At 63.7% G+C, this 15439-nt stretch carries 12 protein-coding genes; 6 read left to right on the top strand and 6 right to left on the bottom strand.

Annotated elements, in window-relative coordinates:
• Positions 1-59: 59 nt before the first annotated feature.
• Positions 60-1337 (bottom strand): L-methionine/branched-chain amino acid transporter, encoded by a 1278-nt coding sequence (gene yjeH / locus PU634_RS02155; RefSeq protein WP_306762435.1) that lies wholly within the window; start codon positions 1335-1337, stop codon positions 60-62.
• Between the two features lie 139 nt (positions 1338-1476).
• On the opposite strand from yjeH, the gene PU634_RS02160 reads away from it, so the two are divergent.
• From PU634_RS02160 to PU634_RS02170, 3 genes are all read left to right on the top strand, one after another.
• A complete protein-coding gene (locus PU634_RS02160; RefSeq protein WP_306762436.1) occupies positions 1477-1902 on the top strand; it encodes an Lrp/AsnC family transcriptional regulator in 426 nt (141 codons plus the stop codon).
• Positions 1903-1911: 9 nt separating this feature from the next.
• Complete coding sequence (locus tag PU634_RS02165) at positions 1912-3918, top strand: UvrD-helicase domain-containing protein (protein ID WP_306762437.1); 2007 nt, start codon at positions 1912-1914, stop codon at positions 3916-3918.
• Positions 3919-4031: 113 nt separating this feature from the next.
• The gene (locus tag PU634_RS02170; RefSeq protein WP_306762438.1) at positions 4032-4727 is read left to right on the top strand and encodes a GntR family transcriptional regulator; all 696 of its coding nucleotides are present in this window, start codon (positions 4032-4034) and stop codon (positions 4725-4727) included.
• A gap of 27 nt (positions 4728-4754) precedes the next feature.
• On the opposite strand, the gene PU634_RS02175 is transcribed toward PU634_RS02170, so the two are convergent.
• Both PU634_RS02175 and PU634_RS02180 read right to left on the bottom strand, forming a co-directional pair.
• The gene (locus PU634_RS02175) at positions 4755-6221 is read right to left on the bottom strand and encodes a chlorohydrolase family protein (protein ID WP_306762439.1); all 1467 of its coding nucleotides are present in this window, start codon (positions 6219-6221) and stop codon (positions 4755-4757) included.
• Positions 6222-6272: 51 nt separating this feature from the next.
• Entirely contained in the window at positions 6273-6680 is a 408-nt protein-coding gene (locus PU634_RS02180; protein WP_306763644.1) for an amidohydrolase family protein, read from the bottom strand.
• 119 nt (positions 6681-6799) lie between these two features.
• Between PU634_RS02180 and hppD the strand changes: the two genes are divergently transcribed.
• Positions 6800-7876: a 4-hydroxyphenylpyruvate dioxygenase gene (hppD, locus tag PU634_RS02185; RefSeq protein WP_306762440.1), complete on the top strand. Its 1077-nt coding sequence runs from the start codon at positions 6800-6802 to the stop codon at positions 7874-7876.
• A gap of 138 nt (positions 7877-8014) precedes the next feature.
• On the top strand, positions 8015-9385 hold the full coding sequence (locus tag PU634_RS02190; protein WP_306762441.1) for a sodium-dependent transporter: 1371 nt from the start codon (positions 8015-8017) through the stop codon (positions 9383-9385).
• Positions 9386-9469: 84 nt separating this feature from the next.
• Here the strand turns inward: PU634_RS02190 and PU634_RS02195 are convergent, their stop codons facing one another.
• A complete protein-coding gene (locus PU634_RS02195) occupies positions 9470-11092 on the bottom strand; it encodes a methyl-accepting chemotaxis protein (protein ID WP_306762442.1) in 1623 nt (540 codons plus the stop codon).
• 246 nt (positions 11093-11338) lie between these two features.
• Here PU634_RS02195 and PU634_RS02200 point away from each other — a divergent pair, with 246 nt between their 5' ends.
• The gene (locus PU634_RS02200; protein WP_306762443.1) at positions 11339-12091 is read left to right on the top strand and encodes a M48 family metallopeptidase; all 753 of its coding nucleotides are present in this window, start codon (positions 11339-11341) and stop codon (positions 12089-12091) included.
• 63 nt (positions 12092-12154) lie between these two features.
• On the opposite strand, the gene PU634_RS02205 is transcribed toward PU634_RS02200, so the two are convergent.
• Positions 12155-13516, bottom strand: coding sequence for a sigma-54-dependent transcriptional regulator (locus PU634_RS02205; RefSeq protein ID WP_306762444.1), 1362 nt, complete (start codon positions 13514-13516; stop codon positions 12155-12157).
• Positions 13513-15381, bottom strand: coding sequence for a sensor histidine kinase (locus tag PU634_RS02210; protein WP_306762445.1), 1869 nt, complete (start codon positions 15379-15381; stop codon positions 13513-13515). Before PU634_RS02210 ends, PU634_RS02205 begins: the two co-directional genes overlap by 4 nt.
• Positions 15382-15439 lie beyond the last annotated feature (58 nt).

Raw genomic sequence — 15439 nt, forward strand, 5'->3', positions numbered from 1 at the left:
AGGGCAACCAATGTGCCGCCCCAAACATGGCCCCCGCCTTCGCGGGGGGTGACAAACACTCACCCTTCTCGTCCAACGTCGCACGTTTCACGTTTTAACAGCACTGGCCAGCGGCGCATCACCACAAACCCCACTCCCATCACCAGGGCGTAGCCCGCTTCCAGCCCCAGAGACACGAACACCCCGGCGCACAGCAGGGTGGCCGCCAGGGCCACCATGCGCCAGAATCCCCGCAGCAGTTTCACTCCGGCGATCATCGCCAGCAGATACACCAGCACAAAGTTGCCGTTGGCGTAGCGCATCAGGGTTTCCAGCGGCATGTGGAACAGCCAGGCGGCGAGCACGCACAGGGTGCTGGCGCCTACCACCCAGGCCAGGGCGGTAAAGGGGGCGCCGTAGCGGTTAAGCCGGCCGAGAGACGCCGGCAGCTTGCCCTCGTCGGCCAGGCTCCACAGCAGCCGGCCAAAGCCCTGCACATAAAGGTTGAGGCTGGCAAAGCAGGCGGCGTAACCCACCAGCGCCGCGGCCCAGCGACCGGGCTCGCCAAACAGCATGGCCAGCAGCACCGGGAACGAGGAGGTGTTGGCGCGCTCGTCCCCATACAGACCAAACTTCACCACCGCCATGGCGTAGGCAAAATAGATAAAGCCCGCCAGCAGCACGCCAAACAGCAACGCCAGGGGAAAGTCCCGCTCCGGGCGGCGAAACTCCTCGCCCATATGGGTAAAGGCTTCCAGCCCCACAAAGCACCAGAACATCACCGCCAGCACGGCGGGCAGGGCGCTCCAGCTTACCGCCGAGGGCGCAGGCAGGGTAGCGGCGGCGCTGGATGCCAGATCCCCCGCCAGCCACACCGCCGCCAGCAGGCCGACAATGGTCACCGCAATCAGCAACTGCACCAGGCCGGACGCGCCGCTCGGGCGGCTGCCCAGCACCAGCACCAGCCCCAGGGTGCCCAGCTGCACCAGCAGATCGCCGGTGTTACCCAGCGGAAACAGCGCATGCCAGAAACCGGTGGTCAGGGTGAGCATGGCGGGCAGGCCCACCGGCAGCACCGCCAGAAACAAAAACGCGGCCAGCTTTTCCATCGGCAGCCCCAGCGCCCGACCAATCAGGTGGGGCGCGCCACCGGCGTGAGGGTAGGCCCGGCCCAGGCGGGCAAAGGTAAAGGCCACCGGCAGCACCAGCACCATGAGTAACAACCAGGCCCATAATGAGTCCGCTCCCGCCAGGCCGGCGGCCACCGCCGGCACCACAAAAATGCCGCTGCCCAGCAGCGAGGTGGCCATCATGCCGGTGCCGTAGCCCAGCCCCAGTTGTTTATGCAAACGTCCCATCGAGTTTCAAATCCGTATTCAGGAATTCTGATATATTACCGCCACACAATAACAATCAGACTCGGCACTATGACGCTTTCAGTCGGCGAAACGTCGCTTTTGCCCGACGTTTGTCCGGCAGCGTGGAGATGAGGTAGCAGTGGACAAGTTCGACCGTAAAATCCTGTCTTTGTTAACGGAAAACGCCCGCATGGCGGTGGCCAGCATTGCCCGCGAGGTGAGCCTGTCCCGCTCGGCGGTGTCGGAACGTATCAAAAGCCTGGAAGAGCGCGGCATCATCAGGGGCTATCATGCCCGGCTGGGACGGCCTCAGGGGCTGGTGCGCGCCTATTTCGCCCTTTGCTACCATGTGCGCCAGTGCGAGCAATATGCCGAGGCCCTGCGTGCCGTGCCCGAGATCAAGCTGTGCTACACCATCAGCGGCGAGACCGACATGCTGGTGTATGTGGAGGCCGAGTCCATGGAGCGGCTCGACGCCATTCGCCATATCATTGAACACACCCCCCATATCAAGACGGTACGCACCCACATGATACTGGGCGAGCTGATCAACACCCTGTCCTGAGGCGGCATCATGCATACCTGCAAGGCCCACTGGCTGGGCCAGCTGTTTAATCACCCCTTTTTGGCGGTAGAGCCCACGGAAAGCGGGCCGGTGCTGCATCTCAGGCGAGAGCAACATGCGCTGCACTGGGAAGAGGTGCTGACCCCGCCTGAACTTGAGCGGGGCCGGCTGTTTCGCCAGCTGGTGCTGAATTGCCGCCAGGGCCAGCTGGTGTGCGCCTGGCTGCCCCGGGCCCGGGCCGAAGCCCTGGCCGAGCGGCTGAAGCTGGGCTGGTTTGAGCACCACGCAGCCCGGGTGGTGCCCCTGGCCGAGCGCTGCCTGGTGCTGCTGGAAGCGGGTTACCTGCGCCAGTCCCGCTGGCAGCAATTGCGGGGTTGGGTGGCGGCAGAGCCGGTGCGCTGGCACGAGCAGGCTCTGCCCGAGACGCTGAGCGACCGCGCCCGGGCCGCCTTTGAGCTGGTGGCCACCCTGCAGCAGGCCGATGCGCACTGGCGCGGGCAATGCCTGCAGGAATATTGCGCGCAGGCGTTGGCGGCACATCAGGCGCTGTTTGATACCCTGGAAGCCCACCCGCTCACGCCGGCCCAGCGGCGGGCCTGCGTGACCGACGAGGATCATAACCTGGTGCTGGCCGGTGCCGGCTGCGGCAAAACCAGCGTGATGGTGGCGCGCACCGCCTTTTTGCTGGCATCAGGCCAGGCCGAGGCAGACGAACTGCTGTTGCTGGCCTTCGGCAACGAGGCGGCGGCGGAAATGCGCACGCGGCTGGCGCGTCGCCCCGAGAACGCGGGCGTGCAGGTCAGCACTTTTCATGCCCTGGGGCTGATGATCATCGGCCAGGCCACGGGCCGGACTCCGGCCCTGAGCGAGCTGGCCCGGAACGAGCAGGCCAGGCTGCGCGCCCTGGCACGCTGGCTGGAGCAACTGGCGGATGACGCACAGTACGGCATGCAATTGCTGGCCTGGTTGCGCCAGCACCGTTTTCAGACCGTGCCCACTCCCGACTTTGCTCGTCTGGCGCGGGAGTGGGCGCCGCTGGTGGCGGCGCTCAAGCTCTACGGCGAGCCCGAGCAGATCACCCCGGAGCAGGAGGCGCAGCTGGCGCTGGTGCGCCCCTTGCTGGCCCGTTATCAGCAGCATTTGCGTGAGGCCGGTGAAATCGACTTCGACGACATGATAGAGCAGGCCACCGAGCTGGTGCGCGGCGGTCGCTTTGTGGTGCCCTGGCGTCATGTGCTGGTGGACGAGTTTCAGGACATCTCCCGGGAGCGGGCCGGGCTGCTGCTGGCGCTGCGCGATGCCGCCCCCGAACTGTCGCTGTTTTGCGTGGGCGACGACTGGCAGGCCATTTACCGCTTCAGCGGCGCCGATGTGTCACTCACCACCGACTTTGCCGGTTTTTTCGGGGCCACCGCTGTGACCGCCCTCGACACCACCTTTCGTTTCAACAACGTGATTGAGCGGGTGGCCAGTCGCTTTGTGACCCGCAACCCCCATCAGCTGCCCAAGACCCTGAGCACCCTTGAGCGCAGCGAAGGTCCCTGCGTGCACGTGCTGCCGGTGGCCGACAACGAAACCATGGACGTGGTGGCCCGGTTGCTGGGGCAAATCGCCGCCCAGCGGCCCAATGCCTCGGTTTACCTGCTGTCCCGCTTTCGTTTCAGCCTGCCCGACGACGCCCTGCTGGCGGGCTGGCGCAAGCGTTTTGCCGGCCTGCACATTGATGCCCAGACCCTGCACGGCGCCAAAGGCAAGGAAAGCGACTGTGTGATCATGCTGGGGCTTTCCCGGGGCCGCTACGGCTTTCCGCCCGAGAAAAAACAGGCCTCACTGCTCGATGCATTGCTGCCCGTCGAGGAGGACTTTCCCCACGCCGAAGAGCGCCGGCTGTTCTATGTGGGCCTGACCCGGGCCCGGGAGCAGGTGTTTCTGCTGGCCGACCGGCAGATCCCTTCTCCCTTTGTCAAGGAGCTGCTGGAAGGGGGGTATCCCGGTGTGAGCCGCTGGCAGGGGTGAGCAGGGCCGGCGCGGAGAGCGGTTCGATCCGGTCTGCCCGCGATAGTAACTTTTTCCATCATTTGTTAACATTTTCGCTTCAGCCATGCCGACATGAAGTGCGAGGGACGCCCTTGACGACAGCAAAAAAGAAAGAAATTCGTCGTATTGTCGACGCCGTAGGCCGCGCCATTGTTGAGCAGCGGCTGGCGCCGGGGACCCGTCTGGTGGAAGTTCGGCTGGCGGAGGCGCTGCAGGCCAACCGCAATCACATTCGTGATGCCCTGCAGGAGCTGAGCCATCAGGGGCTGGTGAGCATGGTGGTCAACAAGGGCGCCATGGTGGCCTGCCCCAGTCAGCAGGAAGCAACGGATGTGTTTGTGGTGCGCCGGTTGCTGGAGGCCGAAGCGGTGGTGCTGGCCGCCGCCCGTATCGATGCCGCCGGTATAGCGGCGCTGCAAACGCTGATCGACGAGGAAAGGCGGGCGGTGGACGAGGGCCGGCGAGCGGAAGCCGTACAGCTGGCGGCCCGTTTTCACCTCGAAGTCGCTCGCATTGCCGATAATCAGGTGTTGCTGGAGATGCTGGAGCGGCTGCTGGCGCGCTGCTCGCTGATTGTCAGCATGTACCAGAAAAACCGCCAGGCCCATAACAGTCACTGCGACGAGCATGGCCGGCTGGTGGCTCTGCTGGCCGCGGGGAAAGTGGACGAAGCCGTACATGCCATGAACCGGCATCTTGAGCACCTGGAGTCGACGCTGGATCTGACTCAGGAGGAGGAGCCGGAGACCGATTTCATGACCCTGTTTGCGGAGCAAAGGCCGGCCTGAGGCGCCGGCCTGTGGGGTCGACGGGCGTTACTTGCGGCTGGTGGGAAAAGACGGCGGAAAGATCTCGGCCAGGGGCGGGTGCCGGTGGCAGCGCTCCGGGTAGCTGGCGATAAAGCCTTGGAACTGTTGCTGGGCCTGCTGGTGCAGCTGCCGCAGATCCAGTCCTGACTTCACCAGCCGGCCGTCCCAGACCACCTTGTCACCATTGACGATCACTCCTTTCACGTCCCGGCCGTTGCCGTTGATCACCATGGTGGTGATGGGATCGAATACCTGACCGGTGTGGATGCGGTCGAAGTCGAACACCATGATATCGGCTTTGGAGCCCGGGCACAGACGACCTATGTCTTTCCGCCCCAGCGCCCGGGCACCGCCCAGGGTGGCCATGTTGTAGTAATCGGCGGCGGAGGCGGCGGTGATGTCGTTGCTTTCCACCCGGCTCAGAATGGTGCCGATGTGCATGTTCTGGATCATGTCCGGCGGGTAGGTATCCGTGCCCAGACTGAGGTTGATGCCGGCCTGCCGGAACCGGCGCACGCCATGGAAATACTTGCTGTGGCGGCCGGCGACGATGGGGCAGATCACCGCATTGGCCCCGGCCTGCCCCAGCAGGGCCAGCTCCCGCTCCACCTTTTCCGGTGTGCTGTGCTTGCCGCCCAGGTATTGCAGATGAGGCAGCAGCAGGCGGTGATCCAGCAGACCGCTTTCGGCCATTAATTCCACCGACGACATGCCATTGTGCAGCTCATGCACCATGTCCAGCTCAAACTGGCCCTGACAGCTGTGCAGCCGCACCGGGCAGTCCAGCGCTCGCATGGCGCTGGCGGTCTGACGCAGCAGCTCCGGGGTGCAGCCCTCAATGCGATCCGGCGCCAGCATGCCGCTGATGGTATCGCCATACTGATCCAGCTGCTCGATGTAGCGCACCGCCTCTTCCAGCCCCTTGAGCCCCCGCCGCTCGTCAAAGCGCATGTCGAAGCTGCCGTCCGGGTTCACCACGCCGTAGCCGGACATATAGGCCGGCCCCAGGTAGGCGCGCACGCCCAGGCCGGTGGCGATCTCGGCGGCACGGTGAAACTCGTCGGCGGTTTCCGCCCACTCCCGGTACAGAATGGAAGTGATGGGGGCGATGGTGGTAATGCCGTTAAGCAGCAGCTGGCTGAAGGCATAGCGCTTGTTGAAGTCCAGCTGGGCGTCGCTGTAGGTTTCCCGGCGCTGCCAGTCGCTGGCGGGCAGACGGCCCTTTTTCCAGCCGGGCTGATGATCAAAGGCCAGCACGGTGGAGTCCAGATCCGAGACCGCGTCCAGATCGATAAAGCCCGGGCCGACCAGGGCGTTGCCCATGTCCAGGGTTTCGTCCACCGGTTCCGGATAGTCGTGGCCGACAAACAGCACGGTGTCGCCGCGGTAGACCAGCTCGCCGTCTTCGTAAATATGGTGGCCGCCATCCTGAAAGCCGACAATGTATCTGGCGGTGATTCTGGTGGTTTTCATTAGTGCTCCTGGGTGCCCGCATACGGGCAGAATGTGATTGAACAAGCGGGCTCAGAACAGGCACTCGCCCCGGTCGGCCACCAGGATGCCGGCCTTGAACACGGTGCGATCCCTGGGCGGTTCAACAATGGCTTCAGCCGGCACTCTGGCATCCAGCAATACCAGATCGGCCTGGCAGCCTTCCGCCAGGCCATAGTCGGCAAGGCCCATCACCTCGGCGCCGCCCCGAGTAATGGCATGCAGCGCCTGATCCAGCTCCCTGTCCTGACGCCAGCGGTATTTCAGGCCCATCAGCATGGCCCGCTGCAGCATGTCGGCATTGCCGTAGGGGCTCCAGGTGTCGCGAATGCCGTCGTTGCCGGCGGTGACCCGAATGCCGGCGGCGCGCAGTTTTTCATAGGGGGGCACAGCGCGGTTGGCGGGGGCCGTGGTGGCAATGGCGATATCGGCCCGGGCCAGTCCCTCGACTCACTCCTGTCATCCTTTCTTTACACCTGCTCCATCCACCTCCAGTCTGCACACGCCCCCCCCCGCTTTTATACTTAAGGGCGCGGCAGCCTGGAGGTAAGGAGGGCGCAATGGCAGCGAACGACAAGAGCCTGTGGGAGAACCCGCTGGGTACCGATGGTTTCGAGTTTGTGGAATATGCTTCCACCGAGCCCGAGCGGCTGGCGCAGTTGTTTGAGCGTCTCGGTTTTGTGGCGGTGTCCCGCCATCGCAGCAAGAATGTGACCCTGTATCGCCAGGGCGACATCAACTTTATTCTCAATGCCGAGCCCGACAGCCAGGCGGCGCAGTTTGCCAAAAGTCACGGCCCCTGTGCCAACGCCATGGCGTTCAGGGTGAAGGACGCCGGCCTCGCCCTGAAACGGTTGCAGGCCGATGGCGCCAAAGTGGTGCCGTCCGGCGCCGGCCCCATGGAGCTGCAGATCCCGGCCATCGAGGGCATTGGTGGCTCGCTGATTTATCTGGTGGACCGCTACGGCGATCACAGCATCTACGACGTGGACTTTCGGCCGGTCGAGGGTGTGGAACGTCACCCCGAAGGGGTGGGGCTCACCTATATCGATCACCTCACCCACAATGTGGCCCGGGGCCATATGGACATCTGGGCCGGCTTTTACCAGCGGCTGTTCAACTTTCGGGAAATCCGCTATTTCGATATCGAAGGCAAGCTCACCGGGCTGCGCTCCCGGGCCATGACCAGCCCCTGTGGCAAAATTCGCATTCCCATCAACGAATCTTCCGACGAACACAGCCAGATTGAGGAGTTTCTGCGCCAGTACAAGGGCGAGGGCATTCAGCATATCGCGCTGGGCACCGACGACATTTACCACACCGTGGAGCGGCTGCGCGCCGGCGGCATGAGCTTTATGGATACGCCCGACACCTACTACGAGCGGCTGGATGCGCGCCTGCCCGGTCACGGCGAGGACCTGGCCCGGCTGCGGCAAAACCGCATTCTGATGGACGGCGCGCCCGGCGAAGGCCAGGGGCTGCTGCTGCAGATCTTCACCGATACCGTGATCGGGCCCATCTTCTTTGAAATCATTCAGCGCAAGGGCAACGAGGGCTTTGGCGAGGGCAATTTTCAGGCGCTTTTTGAATCCATTGAGGAGGATCAGATACGCAGGGGGGTGCTGAAGGCGGATTAATCTCCCATTTTTAATCCCAACCGTTTTTTATTTGAGCGCAAGCTGGCAAAATAGCAGGACATGCTGTCAGCTATTCTTTACACCTGTGTCCGGGGTGGCTGATAACCAACAAAAAACCGAAGACATAACGGAGTGGGTGTGAGTAACAACGTGCAGGGGGCCGGCGTGCGTCCGGCCCAGTGGTCCAGCCGGTTTGCCTTTATCATGGCGGCGGTCGGCTCGGCGGTCGGCCTTGGCAATATCTGGAAGTTTCCCTATATCACCGGCGAAAACGGCGGCGGCGCCTTTGTGCTGGTGTATCTGGCCTGTATCGCCGTGATCGGCCTGCCGCTGATGATGGCGGAAGTCATGCTGGGCCGGCGCGGCGGCAAAAGCCCCATCGGCACCATGGCGCAGGTGGCGGCCAGCGAAGGGCGCAGCCGCAGCTGGGTGGGCGTCGGCTTTATGGCCACCCTGGCGGCTTTTTTGATCCTGTCGTTTTACAGCGTGATCGCCGGCTGGACCATGCCCTATATTGTGTCGGCGGCCAGCGGCGAGCTGAGCAACATCAGCGCCGAGCAATCGGGCAGCCTGTTTGAAGGCCTGCTGGCCTCACCGGGCCAGCTGCTGTTGTGGCACTCGGTGTTTATGGGACTGACGGTACTGGTCTCCGCCGGCGGTGTGCGCCACGGCCTGGAGCGGACGGTGACCAAACTGATGCCGGCGCTGTTTGTGTTGCTGCTGATCCTGGTGGGCTATGCCATGACCACCGGCCATTTCGGTGAGGCGGCCGCCTTCCTGTTTACGCCCGACTTCTCCGCCCTCACCGCCGAGGCGGTGCTGGTGGCGCTGGGCCACGCCTTCTTTACCCTGAGCCTGGCCAGCGGCGCCATGATGGCCTACGGCGCCTACCTGAAAAAGGACGTCTCCATTGCCCGCACCTCCGTGGTGGTGGCGATCATGGACACCGGTGTGGCCCTGCTTGCGGGGCTGGCGATCTTCCCCATCGTGTTCGCCAATGGCCTTGAAGCCGGCGCGGGGCCGGGGTTGATCTTCGTGACCCTGCCGGTGTCCTTTGGCCAGATGCCCGGCGGCAGCTTCTTTGCCACTCTGTTCTTTGTGCTGCTGCTGTTTGCGGCCTGGAGTTCGTCCATTTCCATGCTGGAGTCACTGGTCAGCTACCTGAACGAAAAGGGTGTCAGCCGGGTGAAGGCGGCGGTAGGCGGCGGCCTGGTGGCCTGGCTGGTGGGCATTACCACCGTGCTGTCGCTGAATGAGTGGTCCGGCTTTACTCCGCTGGACATGTTCGCGCGCTTTGAAGGCAAGACGCTGTTTGATCTGTACGACTACCTCACCGCCAATATCATGATGCCCCTGGGGGCCTTCTTTACCGCCGTTTTTGTGGGCTGGAAAATGAAGCCGGCCCACTCCGCCGCCGAGCTGGGCCACTGGCACCGGCTGTGGTACCCGGTGATCCGCTACCTCTCGCCCATTGCCCTGTTGATCGTGTTTTATTTCAATCTGGGGTAACCGGGCGCTGGATACGGTCATGCCGGATGTGAGCCGGCATTGGCTCCCCCGCCGGGGCGGGGGAGCTGGCGGAGTCCTCCGGGGTTAAATCTGAAACCTGCCCACCAGCTGGTTGAGCTGTTCGGCCAGGCGGGCCAGATCGTTGCTGGAGGCGCTGGTCTGGTTGGCGCCGGCGGAGGTCTGCACCGACAGATCCCGAATATTCACCAGGTTGCGGTCCACTTCCCGGGACACCGAGGCCTGCTCTTCGGCGGCGCTGGCAATGGTCTGGTTCTGCTCATTGATCTGCATGATGGCCTCGGCAATCAGCTGTAATGCCTCGCCGGCCTCCTGGGCAACCTGCCGGGTCTGGGCGCTGCGTTCGGTGCTCACCTGAATGGCGTTGACGGTGTCGTTGGTTTCGTTCTGAATGGCGTTCATCATCGCCTCGATTTCCCGGGTCGACTCCTGAGTGCGGTGGGCCAGGGCGCGCACCTCGTCGGCCACCACCGCAAAGCCCCGGCCCGACTCGCCGGCCCGGGCGGCCTCGATGGCGGCGTTCAGCGCCAGCAGGTTGGTCTGCTCGGCAATGCCGCGGATCACGTCGAGCACGGTGCCAATATCGCGCACTCTGGTCGCCAGGCTTTCCACGCCTGCGCGGGTATGGGTCATTTCCTGCTCCAGCTCGGCGACGGTATTGATGGTGTGGGTGACCTTGTCGCGGCCGATGCGGGCCTTGTCGTCGGCGACGTCGGAATTGTGCGAGGTGGCGGCGGCGTTGCGGGCCACTTCTTCCACCGCCGAGGTCATCTCATTGACCGCGGTGGCGGCCTGCTCCAGCTCGTCGCTTTGCTGTTGCTGGGTGCGGGTGGACTGATCGGTGACCACGCTCAGCTCCTCGGCGGTGGCGGCCAGCCGGGAAGAGGAGTCGTTGATTTCGGCAATGGTCTGCTTCAGTCGTTGCTGCATGCCGGCCAGCGCCCGGATCATATCGCCGGCCTCGTCCCTGGCGTCATCACTGAAGCAGGAAGTCAGGTTACCTGCGGCAATGGTGCTGCTCACTTCCACCGCCTTGCGAATGGGCAGCAGCAGGCTGCGGCTGAACAGCAGGGCCAGTGTTACCATCAGTCCCAGAGCCAGTGCGATGGCCGCCGTCATGGCGGTGTTGGAGAAGGCGATGATGTCGTCGGTGATGGCCACCGCCTCGTCGGCGCGCAGTTTCTGGTAGTCGCCGAGCTTGTCGAGGTCGGTGCTGACCTTCAGGCCCAGCTCGTTAAAGCCCTGATGGCGAAACAGCCTGGCCTGTTCAATCTGGCCGTTTTGCAGCATGTTCAGCAGGCGGTGATGCAGGCCGTCATACTCGGCCTTGCTGTTGATGATATTGCTCAGCAACTGCCGGCCCTCGGCCGATTCCACCCGCTGGCCCATTTTCTCGATATGGGTAGCAAAGTCCTTTTCCAGGGTCTCAAGCCGCGCCAGGGCGTCGCGCCGGCGCTGCTCGGTGTCGGCAAACAGGGCGTTCATGGTATAGAGACGGATCAGCAAAAAACCGCTGCGCATCTCGCCGATGCGAATGGCGGCGGGAATGCGCATGTTGGCCATGACGCTGACTTCCTGGCCAATGCGGCCAAATTGCGCCATGGCCAGCAGCCCCAGCAACAGGGTGATGGCACCCAGCAGCCCAAAGGAAAGCATGGCCCTGGGCCCGATTTTCAGTTTTCTCAGCATGGCGCTACCTCTCGAGTTCAATACAGTGGCGCGCATCATAGAGCTGCCCTGATGCCGCCTGTTTGCGGAAGATCAACAACCGCAGTATAGGTGCAGAAATGGTTTTGTATGGGTCCTTCAGGCCGGACCGTTTTGGTTGCAAATGAACCTTTCTTTATTTACATTGCGCCCTTCTCAAATTGAGAGGTGAGTGTTTTCAGCATCCGGATTGCCCCTCGCCATTGATAAATCACGGGAAATCAAAAAATGAATAAAACCATGATCGCCGCCCTGATAGCCGTGGCCGGCCTGTCCGGTTGTGTATCCAACGACACCAGCGGCCTGCTCGGTGCCGGCATGACCGCCTTTAAGGGCATGACCCTGTCCAAGGCCGAGCTTCAGGCCCAGGCCAGCCTGTCGGCGGAGCAGATGGATGCCCAGAGCAAGGTTTCCGCGCCCAACAGCCGTTACAGCAAGCGCCTGGCCAAACTGACCAGGGAGCTGACCAGCATTGATGGCACCCCACTCAACTTTGCGGTGTACGAGTCCGACGAGATCAACGCCTTTGCCATGCCTGATGGTACGGTGCGGGTGTATTCCGGCCTGATGGACGTGATGGATGACGCCGAGCTGGTGGCGGTCATCGGCCACGAGATCGGTCACGTCAAGTTCGAGCATTCCCTGAATCAGTTCAAGACTGCCTACCTGACCGAAGCCGCCAAACAGGCGGCGGTGGCGGCCGGCGGCACCGTGGGCTCACTGGCGTCTTCCCAGTACGGCGATATTGGCGCCAAGTTCCTCAGCGCTCAGTTTTCCCAGCAGGATGAGCTGGAGTCCGACGCCTATGGAGTGGAAGTGTTGTGCCAGCTGGGCATGAACCCCTACGCCGCCGTGCGTGCCCAGCAAAAGCTGATGCAGCACGCCGGTAACGGCGGTGGCCTGTTTTCCAGCCATCCGGCCACCGACACCCGCATTGAGAAGGCTGAGCAGGCCGCCGCCAGCGCCTCTTGCCAGGGCTAACCGAGTTCTTCCTTGTTGGTTTTTTGCCGGCCTTGCGCCGGCATTTTTATGTCTGTCTTTCGGTTACAGCCCGTAACGCTCGATCTTTTTCAGCAGCCCCTGGCGGGATAGTCCCAGCGCCTGGGCGGCGCGGGTGCGGTTGTTGTCGTGGCGGGCCAGGGCGTCGGTGATCAGCATGATTTCCAGTGCCCGCACCTGGGCTTCAAGCGTGTCGCCGCCGGATGCGGGCATGGCCGGGCCGGGCTCTTTGGCGTCGGGGTAAAGCAGGGCGATGTCGTCCAGGGTGATAATGCCCCCCTGGGCGATGGCGGCCACGCTGTCGAGGGTGCTTTTCAGCTCGCGTACATTGCCCGGCCAGCGTCGCTGAATAAACCAGTGAAAGGCGGCGGAGTCGGGATGCAGCGGCGGCCGGCCGCTGCCCTGGGCCTGCAGTTCGAGGAAGTGGCTGATCAGCAGCGGAATGTCTTCCGGGCGATCATCCAGCGGCCGGGTTTCAATGGTCACACCCTTGATGCGGTAGAACAAGTCCTCCCTGAACTCGCCACTGGCCACCTTGTCGGGCAGGCTGGCGTTGGTGGCCGAGATCACCCGTACGTTAATGGTTTCAAGCGTGCGCCCGCCTACCGGGTAGAAAGTGCCTTCCTGCAACACCCTGAGCAACTTGACCTGCATCGCCAGGGGCATGTCGCCGATTTCATCGAGAAACAGGGTGCCGCCGTCGGCCAGCTTGAGCAGGCCGTCCTTGTGGCGGTCGGCGCCGGTAAAGGCGCCTTTGGTGTGGCCAAACAACTCGCTTTCCAGCAGCTCGGCGGGAATGGCGCCGCAGTGCACCGAGATAAAGGGGCCATGCGCGCGCGGGCTGAGATCGTGAATGGCGCGGGAGATCACTTCCTTGCCGGTGCCGGAGGGGCCGGTGACCAGCACCCGCACATCGGTGGGGGCAATGCGGCTGACCAGGGCGCGAATGGTGTTCATGGCCGGTGAGGCCCCCACCAGGGTAGTGATGGGGTTTTGCCGGCCCATGCGGGTTTTCAGGCTGTTGAGCTCGCGCACCAGCTGGTGTTTGGTAATGGCGCGGCGGATCACCACCGCCAGCAGGTCCGGATCCATGGGTTTGGCCAGCAGATCCCAGGCGCCCTGGCGCAGGGCTTCCAGTGCCAGCTCCCGCTCGCCGTGGCCGGTGAGAATGATCACGGGTCTGTCGGTGAATTCGGGCAGGGCACTCAGGGTGTGGTGCGGATCGAAGCGGGGCGGCAGCGACAGATCCAGCAGGATCAGATCCGCATCCACTCGGGTCAGCAGGGCACGCAGGGCGTCGAGATCGGCACCGGTATGCACCTCGTAGCCTTCGGCCTGCAGCCACTGGGCGCTCAGGGTGCGAAAGGCGGGCTCGTCGTCGATGACGATAATGCGGGCCTGGGTCATGATGTGGGCTCCTCGGGAAAATAAAGCTCAAAGGTCACCGGCCAGCCGGCGTCGTGACGATGGCGAATATGGCCGCCGTGGGCCTCCATGATGCGCTGGACGATGGCCAGGCCCAGGCCGCTGCCGCCGGGCCGACGGGTCACGAACGGGCGGAACAAGTGAGCCTGCATATCGGCCTCGATGGCCGGGCCGTTGTTGTGCAGCCACAGCACGCCGGGCGTGTCACCGCCTTCAAGCCGCAGCCTGCCATCGGGGTGATTGCGCAAAAACGACAGGGCATTGTCGATGAGATTGGTCAGCACCTGTTGCAACCGGTAGGGGTCTGCGTACAGGTGATAATTGTCCGGCAGACAGTAATCAAAGCTCACCTGCTGCCAGTCGAACCGGGGGCGCAGGCTTTCCAGCAGGGGCGCCAGGGCCAGGGGGCGGGGCTGAATCTGCAACTGGCCGGAATAGGCCAGCATGTCCACGATCAGCCGGTCGGCGCGCTTGAGCTGATCCTGAATTATGGCCTTGCGATCCGCCTCCAGGCCGGCGGTGGCCATGGAGATGATATTGAGCGGGTTGCGCAGCTCGTGGGCCATGGCCGCCGACAGTCCGCCCAGCTCCACCAGGTGCTGCTCCGACACCCGTTTGCGCTCGGCCTCGGCCAGTTGCAGCGAACTTTCCAGCAGGCCGCAGCGGGTGGCCAGCAGGGAGCCGAACACCTCGGCGGTGAGGCGCATGCCGGGGGTAACGTCGTCAAAGCCCCGCAGCCGGAACTGCCAGCCATGGGCCTGATGCAGGCACCACAGCTCCAGTCCCGGGCTGGGCTCGAACAAGGGCGGCCGGGTCAGCAGCCTCACCGTGACCGGCTGGCCCATCTGCCGGGCCAGCAAGCGCTGGGCCGCGTCGGCCAGCGCCTCCCAGCCGTCGGCATCGCGCAGTTGCGCCAGCCAGGTGTCGAGCAGCTGTTCGTCGAGCCGGCTGCCCGGGTAAATCAGCCGTTCCACCAGCTTGCTCACCGGCTGATACAGCGCCAGTGCCAGCATCAGCAGCAGCAGGGAGTACAGCCACAGTTGCCACTGGGGCACGGCGGCCAGGGCCTGCATGCCCAGGCGTCCGGCCATGGCGCTGAACAGCACCATCAGTCCCAGCAGCAGCCCGGTCATTAAAATCCACAGCAGCGCCCGGTTGGCCCAGGCGTTAACCTCCAGCATCTGGTAGCGCACCACGCCGTACACCAGCAGCAACACGTAGCTGGGCAACAGCAGCATGGGCCAGGGATACCACAGCAGCCCCAGTGACGGAAAAATGAAGCTGGTGGCCAGCAGCAGGCCCCAGGCGCCGGCGGCAAACATGGCGGCGATGGAACGGCGGCGGTTGCCCCGTTGCCGTGCAAAGCCCCACAGCAGCAGGGCGTGGGCCAGCACGCCGATGAAAATGGTGTAGCCGATGTTGAACCAGCCGCTGCCACGAAACACGAAATAGTGTTCAAAGGGGCCAAAGGCGATGATGTCGCCGCCCCCCTGCCACAGGGTGAGCAGACTCACCAGCACGGCGGCGGCGTAGAGCAGGCCGCGATAGCGGGCCAGCCGGCCCAGCCAGGGGCGCTGGCCCGGCCCCTGGTTGACAAAACCGATGGCGAAGTCGAGAAAAAAGGTGGGCATCAGCGGGTTGGCCAGGATCAGCGCCATGCCCAGACCGTGCTGGCCGTAAAACACCGCCACATGGCCGGCACACCACAGCGCCATCATGATGCCAAAGCCCGCCAGCGCCTTCATGCTGCGCCGGTTGCGGGCCCGCCAGAACAGCCAGGCCGACACCAGCAGGGCGCAGCCGCTGGTGAGCATCATCATCAGTTCAAAGGCGAGTTCCAGGGACATGAATGAGCGCGTCCGGGTGTAAATAGCGTTGACAGTTACGGGCGAAAAAACTGTAAAC

Origin of the sequence: Oceanimonas pelagia, assembly GCF_030849025.1 — a bacterium.
Lineage (GTDB): Bacteria > Pseudomonadota > Gammaproteobacteria > Enterobacterales > Aeromonadaceae > Oceanimonas > Oceanimonas pelagia.

What these genes read in the sequence shown, in the direction of transcription:
- PU634_RS02200 (WP_306762443.1), top strand. Translation starts at nt 11,339, where the DNA reads ATGAATAAAACCATGATCGCCGCCCTGATAGCCGTGGCCGGCCTGTCC.
- PU634_RS02210 (WP_306762445.1), bottom strand. Translation starts at nt 15,381, where the DNA reads ATGTCCCTGGAACTCGCCTTTGAACTGATGATGATGCTCACCAGCGGC.
- PU634_RS02205 (WP_306762444.1), bottom strand. Translation starts at nt 13,516, where the DNA reads ATGACCCAGGCCCGCATTATCGTCATCGACGACGAGCCCGCCTTTCGC.
- PU634_RS02195 (WP_306762442.1), bottom strand. Translation starts at nt 11,092, where the DNA reads ATGCTGAGAAAACTGAAAATCGGGCCCAGGGCCATGCTTTCCTTTGGG.
- hppD (WP_306762440.1), top strand. Translation starts at nt 6,800, where the DNA reads ATGGCAGCGAACGACAAGAGCCTGTGGGAGAACCCGCTGGGTACCGAT.
- yjeH (WP_306762435.1), bottom strand. Translation starts at nt 1,337, where the DNA reads ATGGGACGTTTGCATAAACAACTGGGGCTGGGCTACGGCACCGGCATG.
- PU634_RS02165 (WP_306762437.1), top strand. Translation starts at nt 1,912, where the DNA reads ATGCATACCTGCAAGGCCCACTGGCTGGGCCAGCTGTTTAATCACCCC.
- PU634_RS02175 (WP_306762439.1), bottom strand. Translation starts at nt 6,221, where the DNA reads ATGAAAACCACCAGAATCACCGCCAGATACATTGTCGGCTTTCAGGAT.